Below are 20,165 nucleotides of genomic sequence, written 5' to 3' on the forward strand. Positions count from 1 at the left end.
CATGGCCGGGGCGGATCGCAAGACGAGGGACGCCGCGGAGATCTACCTGACCGCGGCCGAGGCCTACCCGGCGCTGGAGGCGCTGTTTCTTGAGGCGCGGTCCGAAATCTCGGCCGGGTTCCGGGTGTTCGACATCCGCACCAGGCTGCGTGGGCGGGGCCGTGAGGTGGGCCGGACCTGGGCCGACCTGATCGGCCACACGCTGGCGCGCGGCGTGTCCTTCCGCCTGATCCTGGCCGATTTCGACCCCGTCGTGCGGCCCTCGATGCACCGCGAGACCTGGCGCGCGACGGCCAGCCTGATGGCGGCGGGCGAGGCTTCGGGGCGGCCCGATCTGCTGTCGGTCATCCCGGCCATGCACCCGGCGCGGGTGGGTCTCGGGATGCGCTTGGCCTTCTGGCCCAAGATCGCGGCCAAGCTGCGCGACGAGGCCAGGCGGCTGAACGGGTTGGAGGCCCGCGAGGCCGAGGATCAATTGGCCCATATGCCGGGGCTGAAACCGCATCTGGCGGGCGAGCATCCGCATCTGCGCCCCCGGACCTGGCCGGTCGCGCCGCTGATCCCGGCCTCGCACCATCAGAAACTGGCCGTGTTCGACCGGGAGAGGCTGTTCATCGGCGGGATCGACCTGAATGAGCGCCGCTATGACACGCCCGATCACGACCGTCCGGGCCGCGACACCTGGCATGACACGCAACTGCTGATCGAGGGGCCAGCAGCGCGCGAGGCGCAGGCGCATCTCGACACGCTGCTGTCTGTCGCCAATGCGCGGCAGGAGCCACCCGAAATGCGCCACCTGCTGCGCACGATCTCGACCCGGCACAGGTATACCGGGCGCTTCCGCGTGTCGCCGAAGACGATCGAGAAGGGGCTGGAGGACGCCCATATCGCCCGCGCCCGCAAGGCCCGCCGCCTGATCTACCTGGAAACGCAGTTCTTCCGCAGCCTGCCCGTGGCCCGCGCCCTGGCCCGCGCGGCGCGGGACACCCCCGACCTGCGCCTGCTGCTTGTCCTGCCCGGCGCGCCCGAGGATGTGGCCTATGACAACGCCAAGGAGGGCGATGCCCGCTATGGCGAGTATCTTCAGGCCAAATGCGTCCACATCGTCTCGAAGGCGTTTGGCGACCGCGCCTTCGTCATGGCACCGGGCCAGCCGAAACATGCCGGGCACAAGGGCCGCGCCAGCCTGGAGGAGGCGCCGCTGGTCTACCTGCATGCGAAAGTGGCGATCTTCGACCATGACGCCGCGATCGTCTCCTCGGCCAACCTGAACGGGCGCAGCCTGCGATGGGATACCGAGGCAGGCGTGACCCTGACCGAGGCCGAGACGGTGCAGCATCTGCGGCACCGCTGCTTTGCGCATTGGCTGCCCGAGGATGCGGAGGACGCCTATTTCACCGATGAGACCGCCATTGCCGCATGGGCCGCGCTGGCCGACCGCAACGCGGAACGCGACCCCGAGGACCGGGAGGGGTTCGTCATGCGCTACCCGGTCGCGCCCGCGCGCCGCTTCGGGCGCAACCTGCCGGGCCTGCCCGAGGAGTTGGTTTGAAGCTCATCGGACATGCGGCATCAAAAGGTTGGAGGGCGCCTGCGCGAATGAGAATGAACGCGGCGCGCTCTAAGACCTGGCCTCGACCGCCCGCTGATACCGCGCGCTGCGCTTGTAGAGCGCAAGGCCCCAGACCAGCAGCGGAATGGCGATGATACCGCCCACAGGCCCCCACAGCCACAGCCAGAAGACCAGCGACAGGAACACCAGAAGCGGGCTGACCGCCATCTGACGACCGATCAGGCTTGGGGTGACGAACTGGCTCTCGATCAGGTTCAGCCCGACATAGATCGCCACCGGCGCAAAGCTGATCGGGCCCTCGAAGGCCACGACCCCGCCCAGAAGCATCGACAGCGCGAAGGCCGCCGGTCCGAGATAAAGGATGAAATTGCCCAGGAAGGACATGAAGCCCCACAGCACCGCATAGGGCATCCCGAGCAGCCACAGCGCGCCTGCAAGCAGGGCGCCGAAGCTGGCGTTGATCAGGGTGATGGTCAGGAAATAGCGCGACACCTCGTGTTCGGCCTCCAGCATCTCCTCGGTGCCCGCCGCGAAGTTCGAGGTGCTGATCCAGTCATAGACCTCGCGCCGCGACAGCAGGAAGAAGTAGAGCGTGCCGACGAAGATCATCAGCCGCGCGGCATAGCCCGGTGCGTAGAGGATCGCCTCGGAGATCCGGGGCATCCGCATGCCCTCGCCTTCCGTGTCATCGCCGCGACCCGCCACTGCGGCGGCGGGGTCGCCCTCCTCGGGGCCGTTCAGCGCGTCAGTCACCTGGTCGCCGACATCGTCCAGGCCGCGCAGTGCCGCCTGCACCGAGGTGATGATCTCGCGCAGCTCGTTCCAGATCACCGGCGCGCGGCGGATGACGCCCGACAGGACCGGCTCAAGCGCGATGATCAGCAGGGCCACGGCGCAAAGTCCGGCCAGCAACGTCAGCAGGGCGGATAGCGCGGGCGGGGCGCCGAGGCGGTCGATGCGTCCGGCAAAGGGCGACAGAACGACGCCGAGCACCAGCGCCAGCAGGATCGGCGCGAAAAGGGGCGCGGCAAGCTTCAGGACCGTGAAGGCGGCGATGATTGTCAGGATCCAGATCGCGATCCGGACAGGGGGCGTTGCGGGCATGGAGGCTCCTTCCCAGCCACAACTCCGCCGCTTGAAAGAATGTTCCGCAGGGCTGGAACTGTCCCCGCGAGGCGGGCGTTTGTCCGCTGTGAAACGACGATACATCCAAAAGAGAGGAGAACAGTCATGAACTGGGATCAAGTGCAAGGACAATGGAAGCAGATGAAGGGCAAGGCCCAGGAGCAATGGGGCGAGTTGACCGACGATGAGCTGGACAAGGCCGCCGGCGACCGGCAGCAGCTGGAGGGCCTGATCCAGCAGAAATACGGCAAGAGCAAGGAGGCCGCCCGCGACGAGGTGGATAGCTGGCTCAGCAAACAGCCCTGATGCTCAGGACGTTTCAGAAAATGCGCGCCCCGGTCCTTATGGTCCGGGGCGTTTTCCTGTCCGTCACTCGGCGTAATCGGGCAGGGCGTCCAGCGCCTCATCGGACAGGTGCAGATAGATCCGCAGATTGCCGGTTTGTTCCTCTCGCAGGAATGTCAGGTCATCGAGGGCGACGGCAACAGGACGCTCGCCGATGCCGAGGAACCCGCCGACCTCGATCACCAGCGCGGCGATCCCGTTCGACGGATCCGCGAGGATGGTGCGCACGTCGCCGACCCATATATCCTGAAGATCGTAGACGCGTTCGCCGATCAGGGCGTCGGGCTGAACCCCCGTCAGGTCCAACGACACATAGCCCTCGCGCTGGATCACCGGTGCGGGGGGTCTTTCCTCGCCGCCGATCTCGATCGGTCCGCCGGAAGAACCATCCGTTTCATAAATTGCGAACGCGGCGCTCAGGACCATCGTGGCAGCGAGGGTCTGCATGGGGCCTCCGTTTTCTTCAACGGCCCGCGACAGGATTGCCCCATCGCGGGCGGTCGTTCATTTTGCGTGTGCGTCGGCGGCGCGGCTTCTGATGCGTTCGCCCGCGTCGCGCAGTTTCTCCTCGGCCAGGTCCACGGCCTCCTCGCCCGAAGGGATGTCCTCGACGGCCTCGTCGGCCATCACGCGCATCTCGTCCAGGGCGGCCCGGCCCGCGGCCTTGGCGCGGGCGACCTCATCATACCAGATTCGCTCGGCTTCTTCGACCAGAGCATCGCGCCGTGCCCCGAAAGCCCGGTTTTCAGCCTCGGTGCGGGGCAGGGCGGCGGCCAATGCGGCCCCGGCGGCGGCCAGTCCGACCGCGACGATCAGGGGGTTTTCCTCGTAGAAGCTGTGCCCACGCCGCAGCGCGCGGTGGCTGGCGGCCTCGATCTTCTCCTGCGCCGCAATCGCCTTTTCGCGGGCCTGGATGACCCGGTCGCGGGCGATGTCGCTGAGCTCCGAGGTGCCTTCGTAGATCGTGTCGCGCATCTCGGCGGCGCTGTCCGAGAGGAAGCGGCGGGTTTTCTCGACGCGGCCCGGTTCGGCGGGGCGCGAGGCAGGGCGCGGATCGCCGTCGCCCGTGACCTTGTTGCCAAGCATCAGCCAGGCCAGACCCGCCCCCATCAGCCCCAGGGCCACCGGGTTTTCGCGCACGCCCTTGACGACCGCATGGGCCAGATCCTCGCTTTGGTCGCGCAAGGTGTCGCCGATCGAGGCGACCAGGTTTTCCGGCGACAATTGCCGGGTCAGGTCGCTCAGGCTCTCGGCCAGCGCGCTGCGTTCGGCGGCGATTTCGGCTTCGAGATCGGATGGAGTCGGATCGTCATCAATCATGGAAACTCTCCTTGAGGGTGCGCGCATCGCGTTTGAGCGCGGAAATGGTTTCGGTGGGCATGAGCGAGATGGATTTCAGCATCCGCACGCCGACGGCGCAGAGAATGGCGGCAGCCAGGACGAAACCGCCCGCCACCACAAGCGCGGCCCAACCGGCGGTCAGCCCCTGGTCGACCAGAAGTGCCACCAGCGCACCCGCCAGCACGTTGAGCCCGGTCAGAACCGCGATCACCGCGACGGTCAGAACGGCAACTGCCACGGCGGCGCGGTTCAGCTTCTCGGCGATCTCGGCCCGGATCAGCGCCATTTCCTTGCGGATCAGGCTGTGCAGATGCTCGAGGACGGTCGAGATCGCCGACGCGTTTTGGCCGTTCCCGCTCATGCACGCCCCCGGTGGGAGGCATCGGGAATGTGATGCGGGGTCACATCCGAGCGGGTGCTGCGCCGTTGCGGGGAGGAGGATTTCAGGAACCGGCCAAGCGCGAAGCCCGCAATGGCCGCGGCGCCGGCCACGGCCATCGGGTGACGGCGGGCAAGGTCGCCGAGATCCTCGCCGAGCGTGGCGAAATCGGCATCACGCAAGGATTGCGCGGCATGGGAGACGCTGCCCGCGACCCGCGCGGTGGTGTTGGCCTGGGGCGAGTCGTCGGTCATGTTCGACGCGGCCTCGTCCAGTCGGTCGGCGGTGCTGTCGATCGCGTCGGCGACGCTGTCCTTGGCGGCATCCGCCCCGTCGGCGGCGCGGGCCCGGGCCTCGGTGGCGGCATCGCGGGCGGCCTCCCGTGTTTCGGCCACCGCGTCCTTGGCGCGCGTTTTCGCGGCGCGGGCGGTGGATTTGGCCTTTTCGGCGCCTTTTTCAATGGGCGAGGTCGATGTGGTCATGTCTGTCCTCCTTCGGATGGCGATGAGGCGGGAGGCGTTCCCTGACGCGCCCGCGATTGGTCTTGGAGGTCAACGGGCGAGAGGCGGGATTGTTCCCGGCAGGTGCCTGCGAAGAAAGGGGGGCGGCTCAGTTCGCGCGCGTCGGGTCGGTCATCGCATCGCCGATGCCGCGCTCGCCCGGTGTTCCGGCCACGGTCGAGGATCCTGTCGGGCGCTCGATCAACCGATGCACGACGATGCTGTGGCCTTCGCGTTGCAGGGCGACGATCTGTTCGAGGTTGTCCAGGTCGGCCTGCGTGCGCCTGTGCGTGTCGCGGATATAGTCCAGCCAGGTCGCCATGTGGTAGCGCTCGATCCAGCGGTCCGGCTCGGCCAGGTCGCGCAGGAGCGACCAGCGCCGCGCGCCGTCCCGGCGGCAGATGCGGCGGCGTTCGTTCATCGCCAGGATGAAGGCGGGAACGTTGGCTTCGGCAATGCGGTGTTCGCGGGTGATCACGATGGGCCCGGAGCGGTTGGTGATCCTCAGCGCGGTCTCGGGCTCGGTGAAGCGGCCGAGCGGGTCCAGATCCTCATGGCCGCTGCCGGGCAGGGGCAGGGCCAGCCCGACGATCCCGCCAAGGGCCTGCACGGCAGCGGCGATCATCAGCGCGGCGGTCGCGCTGGAGGTTTCCGCGATGGTGCCGATGATCCAGGCCCCCACGGTCATGCCGCCGAAGGTCGCCATCTGGTAGAGCGACAGCGCGCGCCCCACCACCCATCGCGGCGTCAGAAGCTGCACGGTGACATTGAAGGTCGAGAGCGCCCAGACCCATCCCGCCCCCGCCACCATCAGCGCAGGCACGGTAAGCCACATGGTGCGGCTGAGCCCGGTGCCCACGGCGCCCACGACCAGCGCGGCCGAGGCGATGCGGATGAGGGTCTCGGTGCTCATCCGCGCGCGCAGGCGCACGGTGGACAGCGCCCCCGCAACGGCCCCCACGCCGAACCCGCCAAGCATGATGCCATAGGTCAGCGGGCCGCCGTCGATCAGGTCGCGCGCGACAACGGGCATCAGCGCGGGCAGGGCGGTCGCGGCCAGCCCGAACAGGGTGCCGCGCGCCAGCACGACGCGGATCCGGGGCGACATCGCGACATAGCGCAGCCCCGCCTGCATGGCGAGGTCGATGCGCTCGCGCGGCAGGCTGCGGGGCTTGACCTCGGGGCTCCAGCGCAACAGGACCGCGATCAGCGCGATATAGCTCAGCGCGTTGGTCAGGAACGCCGCCGCAGCGCCCCCCACGGCCACGATCGCGCCGCCGATGGCAGGCCCCACCGAGCGCGCCAAATTGAACCCCATCGAGTTGAGCGCCACCGCCCCCGGCAGCGCCTCACGCGGGACCATGTCACCCACCGACGCCTGCCAGGCCGGGTTGTTGAAGGCGTTGCCGCAGCCGATGGCGAAGGTGAAGGCCAGAAGACCCCAGGGCGACAGCCAGCCCTGCCAGGCAAAGACCGCCAGCATCGCCGAGACGATCAGCATGTAGACCTGCGCGAAGATCATCACGCGGCGGCGGTCCAGGTTGTCGGCAATCGCGCCCGCCATGAGCGAAAACAGCATGATCGGCAGCGCGGTCGAGGCCTGCACAAGCGCCACGTCCTGCGCCGAGCCCGACAGCGACGTCATCAGCCAGGACGCCCCCACCGCCTGCACCAGCCCGCCGAAATTCGACGACATCGACGCCAGCCAGATGGCGCGGAAGATCGGCACCGAAAAGGGCGAGGGCGGCGGGGCGTGCAAGACGGGTCTCCTATGGGCGGGACGTCACGGGGGGCCAGCCGGACCGAGGGTCACCGAAAGGGGGATGTGTCGGGCGTTTGCTCCAAGGTAGACCAGATCGTAACGGGCTGACATGACAAAAAAGGGGGTGCGGAACCCTGCTCGCTGCGTGCGGGTCAGGCGTGGAATTTGAGTGTTTAGACCGAGAAGATGATCAGGTCTTGCGGATGAAATAGGCCGTGGCGGGGCCGTGCGGGGCCTCGCCCAGAAAGGCATGGCCCTGCTCGGCGCAGAAATGCGGCACGTCCACGGCGGCGGCGGGATCATCGGCCAGCAGGCAGGCGACCTGGCCGGGGGCAAGCGCCTGCATCCGCTTGCGCAGACGCAGAACGGGCAGGGGGCACAGAAGGCCCAGGGCGTCGATGGTCAGGTCCGCATCCATGGGGCGGGGATGTAGGGGGCAGGCGGCGCTTTGTCCACGCGAATGTGAGCGTGTGGGTCTGGCCTTCGGGGCCCGGCCCGCCAGGTCTTTGATCGCACGGTCGGATGATGCGATCTCACGCGCAGCGGTGCCGCTTGGCGCCTTGGCCGCCGGGCCGGGGTTTTCCTTCCTGCGGGCGATGGACGTGATCGGAGGATTCGCCATAGGCTCGCCCAGATTCTCCGCTAGAGTGGCGGCATGGATGGGCAGAGCTATGAGATGAGTGCCAGGACCGAGACCCGCGTGCGCCAGCGCCGGGTGCTGTATATTCCGGGCTTCGATCCGGTCCCGGCGCGCAAATACCGCGAGAGGTATCGGCGCGGCGCGGCGGAACAGGCGCGGATATCGGGCTATGAGATCACCTTGTCGAAACAGCGGACGGAAGGCCCGTTCGGCTGGCATGTCGAGGCCGAGACTGGCGGCGCGAAAACCCAGGCGGATATCGAGGTGCTGGTCTGGTCCGATATCGTCAAGGACAGCATGTCGCACGGCATTGCCGCGACCTATCTGCAACTTCTCCGCACCGCCTGGGTCTATATCGGCACCGGCGCTCTGTTCCGCCTCTTTCGCCTGCGCAAGGGGCCGGTGATCGCGGCGCTCTACCCGGTGATCTTCCTGCTCGGGCAGTTGCTGATCGCGCTGGCCGTGGGCGCGGGCGTCGCGGCGCTGACCTCATGGCTTGGCGCGGCGCTGATCGGTGTGCCGCTGACCGTGGCGGGGCTGGTGCCGGGGGCCTTGGCGGTCTGGGGGGTGCTGGCCCTCTTCAAGCGCCATGACGGCAAGGTGCTGGCCTATTACCTGATGCATGACTACGCCTTTACCGCCAGGCATCGCGGCGCCAACCCGCCCGCGCTGGAGGCACGGCTGGAGGCGTTCAAGGCCCGCGTGCTGGACGCCATGGCCTCGGGTGCCGACGAGGTGCTGATCGTCGGCCACAGCTCCGGCGCGCAGATGGGCGTCAACGTGCTGGCCGATCTGATGCGGGCCGGGCGGCTGCCGGTGGCGGGGCCGGCCCTGTCTTTCCTGACGCTCGGGCAGGTGGTGCCGATGGTGTCGTTTCTGCCGAAAGCGACCCGGCTGCGCGCCGACCTGGCCTATCTGTGCCAGCAGGAGGGGCTGACCTGGGTGGATGTGACCGCACCGGGCGATGGCTGCACCTTCGCGCTCTGTGATCCGGTGGCCGTGTCGGGGGTGGCGCCTGACCAAGGCAAGCGCTGGCCGCTGGTGATCTCGGCGGCCTTCACCCAGACGCTGACGCCTGCGCGCTGGAAGGCGCTGCGCTGGCGGCTGTTCGAGTTGCATTTCCAGTATCTCAACGCGTTTGATCGGCCCGGGGACTACGACTATTTCCAGATCACCGCAGGGCCCAAGACACTTGCGGCGCGGTTCGCGGGGCGGCAGCCGTCGAAATCCCGCATCACCCGCGCGATCAACCGCTACACCGCCACGCAATGACCCCGCCCAAGCCCGACGCCCGCCCCGACCGCGTGTCCCTCCTGCGCTATCTGCGGCTCTTCCGGCAGGATATTCTCTCGGCGCAACCCGCGCGGCTCTACCGGGCCTGGATGGCCGAGTTCCGCACGCCGTTCTTCCGCAGCTACATGGTGAACGATCCGCCGCTGGTCGATCTGGTGCTCAAGGAACGCCCCGACGATTTCCCCAAATCCGACCGCATCGGCGAAGGTTTGCGGCCACTGCTTGGCGACTCGGTCTTCCTGACCAATGGCGAGACCTGGAAACGCCAGCGCCGCATCATCGATCCCGCCTTTGAAGGCGGCCGCCTGCGCGACACCTTCCCGGCGATGTGGGCGGCGGGGCAGGCGGCCTGTGACCGGATCGGACCGGGCGAGGTCGAGGTCGAGGCCGAGATGAGCCATGCCGCGGCGGATGTGATATTCCGCACGCTCTTCTCGATCCCCATCGAGCATGAGATCGCGGCGCAGGTGTTTGCCCAGTTCCGCGACTACCAGCGCACGCAGCCCTTGCTGAACATCGCGGCCTTCCTGCCTCTGCCCCGGTTCCTGCCGCGCGGGCACAGGCGGCGCACAAAGGCCACGGCGCGGTCGATCCGCGACCTCATCACGCGGCTGACCGAGGTGCGGATGGCCGAGATCGCGGCGGGCACCGCGCCCGATGATCTGGCGACCAAGATCATGACCACGCCGGACCCGGCAACGGGCGAGACGTTCACCACCGCCGAGATGGTCGACCAGGTGGCGATCTTTTTCCTTGCGGGGCACGAGACCAGTGCCTCGGCGCTGGCCTGGACGCTCTATCTGGTGGCGACGCACCCCGACTGGCAGGCGCGGCTGGCCGAGGAGGCGGGCGCGCTGGACAGCTGCGATTTCAAGGTGATGTCAAAGCTGAAACTCAGCCGCGACGTGTTCCGCGAGGCGCTGCGGCTCTATCCGCCGGTGCCGATGATGGTGCGCGAGACGACCTGCCCCGAAACCTTCCGGGGCCGTGACGTGAAATCCGGCGCGCAGGTGGTGCTGTCGCCCTGGCACCTGCATCGGCACACGAGGATATGGGACAATCCCGACGGGTTCGACCCCGCCCGCTGGCAGACCGAGGGCGGGCGCGACTGCATGCGCCGCGCCTATATGCCGTTCTCGGCTGGCCCGCGTGTCTGCACCGGCGCGGGGTTTGCCATGGTCGAGGGGCCGCTTTTGCTGTCGATGCTGCTGAAACGCTTCCGCTTCGAGGCCGTGGCGGGCAAGACCCCGGTTCCCGTCGCGCATCTGACGGTGCGCGCGCGGGACGGGATTCACCTGCGCGTCAGCCCGCGTTAGCTGGCCTCAAGCGCCCGGATGATCGGCAGGAAATCGTCGCATTTCAGCGAGGCCCCCCCGACCAGCGCGCCGTTCACATCCTCCACCGCGAAGATCTCGGCCGCGTTCGAGCCCTTGACCGAGCCGCCATAGAGCAGGCTGATCTCCTCGCCGGTATCGGATTCGAACCGCGCATCCAGATGGGTGCGGATGAACTCATGCGTCTCGTCGATCTCGTCGATGGTGGGGACCAGACCGGTGCCAATGGCCCAGACGGGCTCATACGCGATGACGGTGTTCTCCGCCGTGACCCCATCGGGCAGCGATCCGGCCAGTTGTGCGGCGATGACCTTCAGCGTGTCGCCCGCCTCGCGCTCGGCCTTGGTCTCGCCGACGCAGATGATGGTGGTCAGCCCCGCCGCAATCGCGGCCTCGGCCTTGGCGCGGACGGTATCGTTGCTTTCTGCGTGATCGGTGCGGCGTTCGGAATGGCCCAGGATGACATAGGCCGCCCCGGCATCGGCCAGCATTCCGGCGGCGATGTCACCGGTATGGGCACCATTGCCATTGGCGTGGCAATCCTGCCCGCCGGTGGCGATGGGGCTGTCCTGCAACAGGTCGGAGAGCCGCGACAGCAGCGTCGCGGGCGGGCAGATCAGCACGCCGGCGGATGGGTCGGGGCAAGCCTCGCGCAAGCGCCGTGCCTCCGTCAGATCGGGGCTGCATCCGTTCATCTTCCAGTTTCCGGCGGCGAGTTTTCTGGGCATCCGGGCGGGCTCCTCGTCCGTTTTTGGGTATGGCCTTGAGGCATATCGCGAATGCCGCCCCTCGGGAAGGGGCGGGCGGCATTGCATGGCCCGCTCCAACGTCTCATATAGCGGGCAGGTTCCGCCCCGATCAGGATCAACGCCGATGACCGCCATTCCCCGCCTCAACGCCGCAGCCCTTGTCGATGCGGACCACTCCGACCACGCGCACGAATTGCACGCACTGGCCCGCGCCGCGACGGAAGTGGGGTTCTTCACGCTCTGCGATACGCCCATCTCGGGGACCGAGCTGGCCGATCTTATCGCCGCTTACCGCGCGTTTTTCTCGCAGCCCGAGCCGCAGAAAGCGCAGATCGACATGGCCCGCACCGGGGCCAATCGCGGGTGGGGGGCGTCGCTGTCCGAACAGGTCGATCCCGCCGCCAACCCCGATTACAAGGAGGTGTTCGATTGCGGCTATGAGTTGCCGCCGGGCGACAGCCTGTCCGATCTGGCGGTCTATGCGCCCAACCTCTGGCCCACGTCCCCGGCGGGGTTTCGCCCCACGGTTCAGGCCTATTACCAGAAATCCACCGCGTTTTCGCTGCGGCTTCTGGCGGCCATCGCCAAGGCTATCGGAGAGCCCGCCGATTTCTTCGATGACAAGTTCACCCGGCCCATGGCGCTATTGCGCGGCAATTACTACCCGGCGCGGCCGACCTGGGCCGGCGACAAGGATTTCGGCATCGCCGCGCATACCGATTACGGCTGCCTGACGCTTCTGGCCACGGACGGCGCGCCGGGGCTGGAGGTGCAGTTGCGCGACGGCACATGGGCCGCTGTGCAGGCCCCCATCGGCGATTACGTGGTGAATTTCGGCGAGATGCTGGAGATGTGGACAGGCGGCCGCGTCAAGGCGACGCCGCACCGGGTGCGTGGCACGAAAGACGAGCGGATCTCGATCCCGCTCTTCTTCAATCCGAATTTCGAGGCGAATGTCGCCCCGATCGGCTCAGGCGACGTGATCCTGGCAGGCGACCACCTGACCCGGCGGTTCGAGGAGACCTATCTGCATATGAAGACGGGTTAGAGCATGTCGCTCAAAAGTGGGAACCGGTTTTGAGCCCCTCGGACATGCGGGATCAAAGGGCTAGAGGGCGCCTGCGTGAATGTGAATGAATGCAACGTGCTCTAGAGATGCTCCAGCGCCCGGCGCGCCCAATCGCTGGCAAGCTCCGGGTCGTCCTGCGCGGCATCGGGCAGGGACCAATAGGGCATCGAGCCTGACGGGCCATTGTCGCGCGTGTAGGTCCAGTGGGTGCAGCCCTCGGCCTCCAGCACCTCGATGAACGCGCCCTTGCCCTTCAGCATCAGCCGTCCATCCGACAGCATCACCGCGAAGATCGTGTCGCGGTGATAGAACCCGGCACCCCCGAACATCTTGCGCACCGAAATGGCCCCAAGCCCTGCGAAGAGGTCGCGCGCATGGGCGATCTCTTCCTCCGAGAGGCTCATTCCCGCCCGCGTTCGGCGGCCAACTCCTCGACATCCTTGAACTTGATGGATTCGCCGCAGCCGCAGGCATCCGAGACATTGGGGTTGCGGAACTTGAAGCCCGATTCCAGCAGGCCGACCTCGTGGTCGATCTCGGTGCCGAACAGGAACATCTGCGCCATCGGCGCGATCATCACGCGGGCCCCGTCCTGTTCGACCACTTCGTCATTGGGGTCGATCCCGGTGGCTTCGTCCATGGTGTATTCCATGCCCGCACAGCCGCCCTTCTTGACGCCGATGCGCAAGCCGGTGGTGCCGTTCCTCTCCATCAGCCGCGCGATCTGTTTCGCGGCGCGCGGGGTCATGGTGACGGCCTGTTTTCCGGGGATACCGAACATGGGGGGTGGTCCTTGGTTTCGCGTGGTTAGCCCCAATGTAAGGCCCGCGGCGCGGTTTCTCAACCATCCGCGAGGCGCGCGATCAGCCATTGCGCGCCATAGGCCACAAGGAGGGCCCATCCGATCGAGGCCAGCGTGCCGATGATGACATATTCCGCCATCTTGCGGCTTTCATTGGCGGTGCCGACGCGCAGGAAGGACTTGGCCGCGATCAACAGGCCGACCCCGGTGGTCTGCCCCGCCAGCACGAAAATGAAAGTCAGCCCGCGTTCCAGAAGGCCGATGAGGGCGCCGCCATCGGGCAGCCCGTCCTCCTCGTGGATCGCATCGGCATAGGGCGCCATCAGCTTGCCGACCAGGAATTGCCCCATCCGTGTGGCCAGGATCAGCCCCGCCAGAAGCGCCATGGCCTGTCCCGCGTCCGGGTGGATGGCGGGCCAGAGCCCGCGTGCAACCGCGAGAGGGAAGAGCAGCGCCGTGACCAGGATCGCGACCCCATGCGCGGCCTGATCGGCCAGGAAGGGGCCAAGGCTCTGGCCGCCGAGCCGGGCCTTGGCGAAGTCGATCTGCAAATGCAGAAGGGCGACCAGCAGCGCGGGCCAGAACGCGCCGCCAAGCGCTGCAAGGCTGAGGGCGAAGACGATGGCCGTATGCGCCAGAAGCGGCGGCATGTCATGCTTGTTCTCTACCATCCACCTGGATTGAAACACGAAATCGGCCAGGGCATGGGCGAGGAGGAGGGCGGCGATGGTGTCTAGCATGGAACGAGATCCCTCTGGTCTTCCCAGTATTTGACGGCTTGTCTCAGCGCTTGACCTCCGGCACCAGTCACGCGGGAATGGGCGGCTTGCGTCGATATGCCGAGAGTCTGGCCAATGTCTTTGAGGGTCGGATCCTCAGGAGTGAGGTAGAGAGCGACAGCCTCTGCCTGTTCGGGGGTCCAGTGACCGATCTGTTCTTCGACCAGAGCAACGACCGCGCGGTGAAGCACAGTGGCAGTTATGCCCGCGATGGCAAAACGATCTGCCTTCGTCATGGCATCGAGCGTCTGACCTGAATTGATGAAAGCCGGGCCGGAAGAGGCCGATAGATTGGACCGGTCGAGAGCCGTCACGCCATCAAGCCCGATGGATATCCGCGTCTGTGGCAGATCCCTGTCGGATCCGAGTTCTGCAAAAACGAGAAGCGATGCCCGCAGGGTGTAGAGCGGATTGTGAACAATGAATTGCCAGCCGTCGCCACGCATTCGGGTGAAGTAACCGGGTCCATTGCCGAACCACGATTCAACGCGCGAGAGGGTGCTCCGGATGGAGTCCAAGGCCAGATCGGTCGCGGCCTGTCCTGCCTTGGACGAGTCGACCAAGTCGCCGGTCAGGACGGCAGCGTTATGAAGTTGGTCGTCCATATATCAAGCCGTATAGCTTGATATTCAAGAAATCAACCCAAAAGGCTTGAAATCCAAAAATCAACCTAAATAGCTTTAAATTACCAAAATCAACCCAAAAGGCTTGACCGCCTCACATGAACCCGAGCTCAAGCCGCGCCTCGTCGGACATCATCTCCATGCCCCAGGGCGGATCCCAGGTGATCTCGACATTCACCGTCTTGACCCCGTCGACAGGCTCCACCGCATCGGCCAGCCATCCGGGCATCTCGCCCGCCACGGGGCAGCCCGGCGCGGTCAGGGTCATCAGGATTTCGACCTCGTTTTCATCGCTGATCTCGACCGTGTAGACCAGGCCGAGATCGTAGATATTCACCGGGATCTCGGGGTCATAGACGGTGCGGCAGGCCTCGATGATGCGATCATAAAGCGGATGCTCCGTCGAGGAGGGTTTGATCAGGGGGGCGCCTTCAAGCTGCTCTTGGCTCTGGGTCATGCGTATCGGTCCATTGATTACTTGACCAAAGATATAGGGAATATGGCGCAGGCCGTCCAGTGGGGCAGGGGGGCGCGGGCGAAATCCCCTTGTGGTGGCGTGACCCGCGCCGCTAGGGTCGGCCCCAGGAAACCACGCGAGCGCCCCCGGTATGACACGTCAGCTTCTGCCCATCTCTGCCCTTCTCCTGGGCACGGCGCTTTTGCTTTTTGCGGGCGGCATCAATGGCTTGATCCTGCCGGTGCGCGGCTCGGCCGAGGGGTTTTCCGCCTTTTCGCTTGGCCTTCTGGGCACCGGATGGGCGCTTGGCTATATCTCCGGCTGCGTCGCCACGCCGCGTCTGGTGGCGCTTGCGGGCCATATCCGCGCCTTCGGGGTGATGGCGGCCTTCGCGGCGGTGGCGATGCTGCTGTCGCTCATCTTCATCACGCCCACGGCCTGGATTCCCCTGCGCGCGCTGTCGGGGTTCTGCTTTGCAGGCGCCGCGATGATCGTCGAAAGCTGGCTGAACGAGCGCACCGAACCGGCCTCGCGCGGGAAGGTCTACGGCATCTACACGATGGTCACGCTCGGGGCCTCGACCGCCGGGCAGATGTCGCTGACGCTTGGCGACACGACCGGGTTTCTCTTCTTCGTGCTGGCCGCGATCTTCTACTGCCTGTCGCTGGTGCCGACGGCGCTCAGTTCCTCGGCCACGCCGCGCCCGCTGGTCTCGGTGCGGCTGGATTTGCGCAGCCTGTGGCGCAATTCGCCCGTCGCGGTGATGGGCGTGGCACTCATTGGCGTCTCCAACAGCGCCTTCGGCACGCTGGCCGCGGTCTATGCCGACCGGATCGGGCTGGTGCTGACCACGGTGGCACTGTTCACCAGCCTGCCGATCCTGGCGGGGGCCGCGGCGCAGATCCCGGTGGGGTATCTCTCGGACCGGATCGACCGGCGCAAGGTGCTGGTGGGTATCGCGGTGGTCGCGGCGCTGGCCGACCTGGCCTTCATCCTCCTGACGCCGGAAAACCGCATGCTCAACCTGATCCTCGCCGCGATCCTCGGCGGGGCGATCTTCTCGATGTATCCGGTGATCGCGGCGCATGCGAATGACCACGCGCCCGAGGGCTCCTATATCCAGACCTCGGGCGGGCTGCTGGTGGTCTACGGGCTTGGCGCGATCATCGGGCCGCTTGTTGCGGGGGTCGGCATGGCACGGCTTGGCGGAACGGGTTTGTTTGCCACGACGCTGGCCGCGCATGTCGTCCTGATCGGCTTTGCCGTCTGGCGCATCTCGGTGCGCGACGCGGTGGCCGAGGAGGAGAAATCGGCCTTCCAGGTGCGTCCCACGATGGGCATTTCGACACCCGAGACCGCCTCGCTCGGCGCCAGCGAGGAGGAGGCCGTGGCCGAAGCGGATGCAGCAGGCGACCCCCATCCGGACACGGTCTCCGAGGAGCGGCGTTAGCCCTTCCGCTTGCGCGCCGGCGTCGGGCGCACCTTCTTCTCGATCGCGTCATAGAGGTGCCCTGCGATGTTCTTGCCGGTGGCCTCCTCGATGCCCTGGAAACCGGGCGAGGAATTGACCTCCAGCACCTTGGGCCCCTCCGATCCGCGCAGAAGGTCCACCCCCGCGATACCGAGCCCGAACACCTTGGCCGAGCGCAGCGCCGCCTCGCGTTCCTCCTTGGTGATGCGCACCGTCACCGCCGAGCCGCCGCGATGCAGGTTCGACCGGAAATCGTCGCCCGCCGCGGTGCGCTTCATCGCCGCCACCACCTTGCCGCCGATCACCAGGCAGCGCACATCCTCGCCCGCCGCCTCCTTGACGAAATCCTGCACCAGGAAATTGGCCCGCAGGCCCCGAAACGCGTCGATCACCGATTGCGCGGCCTTCTTGGTCTCGGCCAGCACCACGCCCTTGCCTTGCGTCGATTCCAGCAGCTTCACGATCAGGGGCGCGGTGCCGACCAGGCCGACCAGGTTGTCGGTATCCTTGGGGCTGGCGGCGAAGGCGGTGCGCGGCATCCCGATCTTGTGGCGCGCCAGAAGCTGATGCGCGTGCAGCTTGTCGCGGCTGGCGGTGATGCCTGCGCTGCCGTTCACGCAATAGGTGCCGAGCGTCTCGAACTGGCGCAGCACGGCAGTGCCATAGGCGGTGACGCTGGCGCCGATGCGCGGGATCACGGCGTCATAGCGCGGCAGGCGCTTGCCGTCATAGTGGATCTCGGGGGCCAGCGCGTTGATCGCCATGTAGCAGCGGGTGGTGTCGATCACCTCGATGGTGTGGCCGCGTTCCTCGCCCTCGCTGACCAGGCGGCGGGTGGAGTAGTTGTTCTCGCGGCTCAACACCGCGATGCGCAGCGCCCGGTTGGGGGCGGCGGCCTTGACCGCGGCGCTGTGATAAACGTCGTAATCCAGTTCCGGCTGGCAGAAGCTCTCGGCGGGCGTGATCACCCAATCGGGCTGGATCGCCTGGCGGCCCAAAAGCATCCGGTAGGCCATGGTGGTGCGGTCGGTCAGCGTGACCTCGACCTTTTCGCGGCTGGACCCGATGGCGAGGTCGGTCTCGATGACAAAGCGCTGTTCGGTCTCGCCATTCGACGATGTCACCTCGCGCCGGTCCTTGACCGGGGCGGAACAGGCGATGGTGATGTCGGTGCGCCCCGGCACGGGGTGAACGGCAAAACGGACGCGCGGTTTGGAGGCCGGACCGAAGGTCTCGATATCGAAGGCATGCAGCGCCGAGGTCTTGGCCCCGGTATCGACCTTGGCCTTGAGCGCGGGCAGCCCGAGCCCCGGCAACCCCACCCATTCTTCCCACCCCAGGCGCAAGCTGTCGGTCTGATCATCCATCCAAAGGGTCCCTCTCTTTTCATCGCGGCAGAATCGCCTATGAACGGGGCCGACCCTAACAGGACACGGCCCCGGATATGACAGCCCCCTTTTCGTTTTCCCTCAACGCCACCTCCGGCCGCGCCCGCGCCGGGGTGATCCGCACGCCGCGGGGCGACATCAGAACGCCTGCCTTCATGCCGGTGGGCACGGCGGCGACAGTGAAGGCGATGCTGCCCGAAAGCGTGGCGGCGACCGGGGCCGATATCCTGCTTGGCAACACCTATCACCTGATGCTGCGCCCGACGGCGGAGCGGATCGACCGGTTGGGCGGCCTGCACCGCTTCATGAACTGGCAGGGCCCCATCCTGACCGATAGCGGCGGGTTCCAGGTGATGAGCCTCGCGGAACTGCGCAAGCTAACCGAGGAGGGCGTGCAGTTCCGCTCGCATATCGACGGCTCGAAACACATGCTCAGCCCCGAACGCTCGATGGAGATCCAGCGTCTGCTTGGCTCGGATATCGTGATGTGTTTCGACGAATGCCCCGCGCTGCCCGCCGACCGCAGCCGGATCGCGGAGAGCATGGAATTGTCGATGCGATGGGCCAGGCGCAGCCGAGAGGCGTTTGGCGACCGGCCCGGGCACGCCCTCTTCGGTATCCAGCAGGGCGGGCTGGAACGCGACCTGCGGCAGCAAAGCGCCGAGGCGCTGCGCGAAATCGGGTTCGAGGGCTACGCGGTCGGCGGCCTCGCCGTGGGCGAGGGGCAGGCGGCGATGTTCGACTGCCTCGACTATGCGCCCGACATGCTTCCGCAAGACAAGCCGCGCTACCTGATGGGGGTGGGCAAGCCCGACGATATCGTCGGCGCCGTCAAGCGCGGCATCGACATGATGGATTGCGTGCTGCCCTCGCGCTCGGGCCGCACCGGGCAGGTCTGGACCCGCCGGGGGCAACTCAACATCAAGAACGCCCGCCACGCCGACGACCCGCGCCCGCTGGATGAAGCCTGCACATGCCCCGCCTGCACGGGCTATTCCCGCGCCTATCTGCACCATGTGTTCCGCAGCCAGGAGATCATCTCCTCGATGCTGCTGACCTGGCACAACCTGCATTATTATCAGGAGCTCATGGCCGAGATGCGGGCGGCGATTGCGGCGGATGACTTCGCGGGGTTCGAGACGCGGTTTCATCGGGACCGCGCCGAGGGGGATGTCGAGCCTCTCTGAGGGTCAACACCCGCACCCTGTGCATCTGCGCAGGTCTGGCCGCGCGCGCCCGTGTCATTGAGGCGGCCCCGCCCCGCGCCTAGGTGGGGTGCAGAGACGAGACCCCACACCAAGGAGACACCATCATGACCGAGGCGCTGTTCAGCCCCTTCACCGCGGGCGATCTGGACCTGTCCAACCGCATCGTCATGGCCCCGCTGACCCGGAACCGGGCCGATAACGACACCGGCGAGGTCGGGCAGATTCATGTCGACTACTACAGCCAGCGCGCGGGCGCGGGGCTGATCGTGACCGAGGCGACGCAGATCTCGCCCGAGGGCAAGGGCTATTTCCAGACCCCCGGTATCCATAGCGACGCGCAGGTCGCGGCCTGGCGCAAGGTGACGGATGCGGTGCATGAGTCAGGCGGCAAGATCGTCGTGCAGCTTTGGCATGTGGGCCGGATCAGCCATGTCTCGTTGCAACCGGGCGGGCAATCCCCCGTCGCGCCCTCGGCCATTGCCGCCGGGGTCCAGACCTTCACGCAAGACGGGTTCGAGGAGACCTCGACCCCCCGCGCGCTGGCGCTGGACGAGATGCCGCGCATCGTCGCCGATTATCGCCACGCCGCCGAACAGGCGCAAAAGGCCGGGTTCGACGGGGTCGAGTTGCATGGCGCGAACGGCTACCTGCTGGACCAGTTCCTGAAGGACGGCGCGAACACGCGCGAGGATGCCTATGGCGGATCGGTCGAGAACCGGGCGCGGCTGCTGTTCGAGGTGCTCGACGCGATCACCGAGGTCTGGGGCGGGGGCCGTGTCGGCCTGCGCCTGTCGCCGTTCTCGCCCGCCAACGGCATCTCAGACAGCAATCCGATGGCGCTGTTTGCCCATGTCGTGCCGGGGCTGAACCGCTATGGCCTGGCCTATCTGCACATGATCGAAGGCGCGACCGGCGGCAGCCGCGAATTGGAGGAGGGGCAGAGCATCGGTGCGCTGCGCATCCTGTTCGACGGCCCCTACATGGCCAATAACGGCTATGACCGCGACATGGCGCTGCGTGCGACGGCCACGGGCGAGGCCGACCTTGTGGCCTTCGGGCGGCCCTTCATCGCCAATCCCGACCTGGTCGAACGCCTGCGCCGCGACGCCCCCCTGAACGAGGGCGACCGCGACACCTATTACGGCGGCGGGCGCGAGGGCTTCACCGATTATCCGACGCTGGACCACAGTGCGGCCGCCTGAAGGCCAGGGTCGGGCGCGCGCCTGCGGCCATGGCGCGCGCCCCCATCATTCATCAAGAGAGCAGATCGCGCCTTGCCCCGCGCGGCGGCGAAGTGCAGACTGGGGCCAACAAGAAAAGCAGTTGA

Annotated in this window: 22 protein-coding genes; 8 read left to right on the forward strand and 14 right to left on the reverse strand. The window is 66.9% G+C overall.

The features are described from left to right. The first annotated feature begins 1 nt into the window (after window position 1). Window positions 2–1,552 (forward strand): phospholipase D-like domain-containing protein, encoded by a 1,551-nt coding sequence (locus AC13C7_RS02880; protein ID WP_482866540.1) that lies wholly within the window; start codon window positions 2–4, stop codon window positions 1,550–1,552. A gap of 69 nt (window positions 1,553–1,621) precedes the next feature. Here AC13C7_RS02880 and AC13C7_RS02885 read toward each other — a convergent pair whose 3' ends face one another. After that, window positions 1,622–2,677 carry an AI-2E family transporter gene (locus tag AC13C7_RS02885; protein WP_482866541.1) on the reverse strand — a complete coding sequence of 352 codons (1,056 nt, stop codon included), beginning with the start codon at window positions 2,675–2,677 and terminating at the stop codon, window positions 1,622–1,624. Window positions 2,678–2,803: 126 nt separating this feature from the next. On the opposite strand from AC13C7_RS02885, the gene AC13C7_RS02890 reads away from it, so the two are divergent. Beyond that, window positions 2,804–3,004 (forward strand): CsbD family protein, encoded by a 201-nt coding sequence (locus AC13C7_RS02890; RefSeq protein WP_172317786.1) that lies wholly within the window; start codon window positions 2,804–2,806, stop codon window positions 3,002–3,004. A 63-nt stretch (window positions 3,005–3,067) separates the two neighbouring features. On the opposite strand, the gene AC13C7_RS02895 is transcribed toward AC13C7_RS02890, so the two are convergent. The 6 genes from AC13C7_RS02895 to AC13C7_RS02920 all read right to left on the reverse strand — a co-directional run bounded on the left by AC13C7_RS02895 (window position 3,068) and on the right by AC13C7_RS02920 (window position 7,443). After that, on the reverse strand, window positions 3,068–3,490 hold the full coding sequence (locus tag AC13C7_RS02895) for a PRC-barrel domain-containing protein (RefSeq protein WP_482866542.1): 423 nt from the start codon (window positions 3,488–3,490) through the stop codon (window positions 3,068–3,070). A 57-nt stretch (window positions 3,491–3,547) separates the two neighbouring features. Next, window positions 3,548–4,363 carry a DUF3618 domain-containing protein gene (locus tag AC13C7_RS02900; RefSeq protein WP_446168903.1) on the reverse strand — a complete coding sequence of 272 codons (816 nt, stop codon included), beginning with the start codon at window positions 4,361–4,363 and terminating at the stop codon, window positions 3,548–3,550. Then, window positions 4,356–4,745 (reverse strand): phage holin family protein, encoded by a 390-nt coding sequence (locus tag AC13C7_RS02905; protein WP_446249157.1) that lies wholly within the window; start codon window positions 4,743–4,745, stop codon window positions 4,356–4,358. The genes AC13C7_RS02900 and AC13C7_RS02905 overlap by 8 nt, the downstream gene beginning before the upstream one ends. After that, on the reverse strand, window positions 4,742–5,245 hold the full coding sequence (locus AC13C7_RS02910) for a hypothetical protein (protein ID WP_482866543.1): 504 nt from the start codon (window positions 5,243–5,245) through the stop codon (window positions 4,742–4,744). Before AC13C7_RS02910 ends, AC13C7_RS02905 begins: the two co-directional genes overlap by 4 nt. A 127-nt stretch (window positions 5,246–5,372) precedes the next feature. Next, window positions 5,373–7,022, reverse strand: coding sequence for an MFS transporter (locus AC13C7_RS02915; protein ID WP_482866544.1), 1,650 nt, complete (start codon window positions 7,020–7,022; stop codon window positions 5,373–5,375). Between the two features lie 193 nt (window positions 7,023–7,215). Then, window positions 7,216–7,443, reverse strand: a complete 228-nt coding sequence (locus AC13C7_RS02920) for a sulfurtransferase TusA family protein (protein ID WP_172317794.1) — start codon at window positions 7,441–7,443, stop codon at window positions 7,216–7,218. Between the two features lie 258 nt (window positions 7,444–7,701). Between AC13C7_RS02920 and AC13C7_RS02925 the strand changes: the two genes are divergently transcribed. Continuing rightward, entirely contained in the window at window positions 7,702–8,937 is a 1,236-nt protein-coding gene (locus tag AC13C7_RS02925) for a hypothetical protein (RefSeq protein WP_482866545.1), read from the forward strand. Beyond that, window positions 8,934–10,274 (forward strand): cytochrome P450, encoded by a 1,341-nt coding sequence (locus tag AC13C7_RS02930; RefSeq protein ID WP_482866546.1) that lies wholly within the window; start codon window positions 8,934–8,936, stop codon window positions 10,272–10,274. Before AC13C7_RS02925 ends, AC13C7_RS02930 begins: the two co-directional genes overlap by 4 nt. Here AC13C7_RS02930 and tpiA read toward each other — a convergent pair. Continuing rightward, window positions 10,271–11,020, reverse strand: a complete 750-nt coding sequence (gene tpiA, locus AC13C7_RS02935) for a triose-phosphate isomerase (protein ID WP_482866547.1) — start codon at window positions 11,018–11,020, stop codon at window positions 10,271–10,273. The two genes, AC13C7_RS02930 and tpiA, sit on opposite strands and share 4 nt — an antisense overlap. A gap of 145 nt (window positions 11,021–11,165) precedes the next feature. Here tpiA and AC13C7_RS02940 point away from each other — a divergent pair, with 145 nt between their 5' ends. Beyond that, a complete protein-coding gene (locus tag AC13C7_RS02940) occupies window positions 11,166–12,089 on the forward strand; it encodes an isopenicillin N synthase family dioxygenase (RefSeq protein ID WP_482866548.1) in 924 nt (307 codons plus the stop codon). A gap of 101 nt (window positions 12,090–12,190) precedes the next feature. Here the strand turns inward: AC13C7_RS02940 and AC13C7_RS02945 are convergent, their stop codons facing one another. The 5 genes from AC13C7_RS02945 to AC13C7_RS02965 form a co-directional block, all read right to left on the reverse strand. Further along, window positions 12,191–12,514, reverse strand: a complete 324-nt coding sequence (locus AC13C7_RS02945; RefSeq protein ID WP_172317802.1) for a TfoX/Sxy family protein — start codon at window positions 12,512–12,514, stop codon at window positions 12,191–12,193. Beyond that, complete coding sequence (locus AC13C7_RS02950; RefSeq protein ID WP_446121444.1) at window positions 12,511–12,891, reverse strand: HesB/IscA family protein; 381 nt, start codon at window positions 12,889–12,891, stop codon at window positions 12,511–12,513. Before AC13C7_RS02950 ends, AC13C7_RS02945 begins: the two co-directional genes overlap by 4 nt. Window positions 12,892–12,950: 59 nt before the next feature. Beyond that, the gene (locus AC13C7_RS02955) at window positions 12,951–13,652 is read right to left on the reverse strand and encodes a DUF3307 domain-containing protein (RefSeq protein WP_474889858.1); all 702 of its coding nucleotides are present in this window, start codon (window positions 13,650–13,652) and stop codon (window positions 12,951–12,953) included. Further along, window positions 13,646–14,296: a hypothetical protein gene (locus tag AC13C7_RS02960; RefSeq protein WP_482866549.1), complete on the reverse strand. Its 651-nt coding sequence runs from the start codon at window positions 14,294–14,296 to the stop codon at window positions 13,646–13,648. Before AC13C7_RS02960 ends, AC13C7_RS02955 begins: the two co-directional genes overlap by 7 nt. A gap of 112 nt (window positions 14,297–14,408) precedes the next feature. Continuing rightward, a complete protein-coding gene (locus tag AC13C7_RS02965) occupies window positions 14,409–14,771 on the reverse strand; it encodes an SUF system Fe-S cluster assembly protein (RefSeq protein ID WP_172317810.1) in 363 nt (120 codons plus the stop codon). Between the two features lie 151 nt (window positions 14,772–14,922). On the opposite strand from AC13C7_RS02965, the gene AC13C7_RS02970 reads away from it, so the two are divergent. Beyond that, complete coding sequence (locus AC13C7_RS02970; protein ID WP_482866550.1) at window positions 14,923–16,221, forward strand: MFS transporter; 1,299 nt, start codon at window positions 14,923–14,925, stop codon at window positions 16,219–16,221. Here AC13C7_RS02970 and rimK read toward each other — a convergent pair. Continuing rightward, the gene (gene rimK, locus AC13C7_RS02975) at window positions 16,218–17,609 is read right to left on the reverse strand and encodes a 30S ribosomal protein S6--L-glutamate ligase (RefSeq protein WP_482866551.1); all 1,392 of its coding nucleotides are present in this window, start codon (window positions 17,607–17,609) and stop codon (window positions 16,218–16,220) included. The genes AC13C7_RS02970 and rimK overlap by 4 nt on opposite strands. A 77-nt stretch (window positions 17,610–17,686) precedes the next feature. Here rimK and tgt point away from each other — a divergent pair, with 77 nt between their 5' ends. Both tgt and AC13C7_RS02985 read left to right on the forward strand, forming a co-directional pair. Then, complete coding sequence (tgt, locus tag AC13C7_RS02980) at window positions 17,687–18,817, forward strand: tRNA guanosine(34) transglycosylase Tgt (protein ID WP_482866552.1); 1,131 nt, start codon at window positions 17,687–17,689, stop codon at window positions 18,815–18,817. A 125-nt stretch (window positions 18,818–18,942) separates the two neighbouring features. Then, the gene (locus AC13C7_RS02985) at window positions 18,943–20,040 is read left to right on the forward strand and encodes an alkene reductase (RefSeq protein WP_482866553.1); all 1,098 of its coding nucleotides are present in this window, start codon (window positions 18,943–18,945) and stop codon (window positions 20,038–20,040) included. The last annotated feature ends 125 nt before the right edge of the window (window positions 20,041–20,165 follow it).

The organism is Alterinioella sp. B-7 (assembly GCF_056857775.1).

Excerpts from the sequence above, each read along its gene's own strand:
- AC13C7_RS02880 (WP_482866540.1), top strand. The coding sequence starts at position 2 with ATGGCCGGGGCGGATCGCAAGACGAGGGACGCCGCGGAGATCTACCTG.
- AC13C7_RS02885 (WP_482866541.1), bottom strand. The coding sequence starts at position 2,677 with ATGCCCGCAACGCCCCCTGTCCGGATCGCGATCTGGATCCTGACAATC.
- AC13C7_RS02890 (WP_172317786.1), top strand. The coding sequence starts at position 2,804 with ATGAACTGGGATCAAGTGCAAGGACAATGGAAGCAGATGAAGGGCAAG.
- AC13C7_RS02895 (WP_482866542.1), bottom strand. The coding sequence starts at position 3,490 with ATGCAGACCCTCGCTGCCACGATGGTCCTGAGCGCCGCGTTCGCAATT.
- AC13C7_RS02900 (WP_446168903.1), bottom strand. The coding sequence starts at position 4,363 with ATGATTGATGACGATCCGACTCCATCCGATCTCGAAGCCGAAATCGCC.
- AC13C7_RS02905 (WP_446249157.1), bottom strand. The coding sequence starts at position 4,745 with ATGAGCGGGAACGGCCAAAACGCGTCGGCGATCTCGACCGTCCTCGAG.
- AC13C7_RS02910 (WP_482866543.1), bottom strand. The coding sequence starts at position 5,245 with ATGACCACATCGACCTCGCCCATTGAAAAAGGCGCCGAAAAGGCCAAA.
- AC13C7_RS02920 (WP_172317794.1), bottom strand. The coding sequence starts at position 7,443 with ATGGATGCGGACCTGACCATCGACGCCCTGGGCCTTCTGTGCCCCCTG.
- AC13C7_RS02925 (WP_482866545.1), top strand. The coding sequence starts at position 7,702 with ATGAGTGCCAGGACCGAGACCCGCGTGCGCCAGCGCCGGGTGCTGTAT.
- AC13C7_RS02930 (WP_482866546.1), top strand. The coding sequence starts at position 8,934 with ATGACCCCGCCCAAGCCCGACGCCCGCCCCGACCGCGTGTCCCTCCTG.
- tpiA (WP_482866547.1), bottom strand. The coding sequence starts at position 11,020 with ATGCCCAGAAAACTCGCCGCCGGAAACTGGAAGATGAACGGATGCAGC.
- AC13C7_RS02940 (WP_482866548.1), top strand. The coding sequence starts at position 11,166 with ATGACCGCCATTCCCCGCCTCAACGCCGCAGCCCTTGTCGATGCGGAC.
- AC13C7_RS02945 (WP_172317802.1), bottom strand. The coding sequence starts at position 12,514 with ATGAGCCTCTCGGAGGAAGAGATCGCCCATGCGCGCGACCTCTTCGCA.
- AC13C7_RS02950 (WP_446121444.1), bottom strand. The coding sequence starts at position 12,891 with ATGTTCGGTATCCCCGGAAAACAGGCCGTCACCATGACCCCGCGCGCC.
- AC13C7_RS02955 (WP_474889858.1), bottom strand. The coding sequence starts at position 13,652 with ATGCTAGACACCATCGCCGCCCTCCTCCTCGCCCATGCCCTGGCCGAT.
- AC13C7_RS02960 (WP_482866549.1), bottom strand. The coding sequence starts at position 14,296 with ATGGACGACCAACTTCATAACGCTGCCGTCCTGACCGGCGACTTGGTC.
- AC13C7_RS02965 (WP_172317810.1), bottom strand. The coding sequence starts at position 14,771 with ATGACCCAGAGCCAAGAGCAGCTTGAAGGCGCCCCCCTGATCAAACCC.
- AC13C7_RS02970 (WP_482866550.1), top strand. The coding sequence starts at position 14,923 with ATGACACGTCAGCTTCTGCCCATCTCTGCCCTTCTCCTGGGCACGGCG.
- rimK (WP_482866551.1), bottom strand. The coding sequence starts at position 17,609 with ATGGATGATCAGACCGACAGCTTGCGCCTGGGGTGGGAAGAATGGGTG.
- tgt (WP_482866552.1), top strand. The coding sequence starts at position 17,687 with ATGACAGCCCCCTTTTCGTTTTCCCTCAACGCCACCTCCGGCCGCGCC.
- AC13C7_RS02985 (WP_482866553.1), top strand. The coding sequence starts at position 18,943 with ATGACCGAGGCGCTGTTCAGCCCCTTCACCGCGGGCGATCTGGACCTG.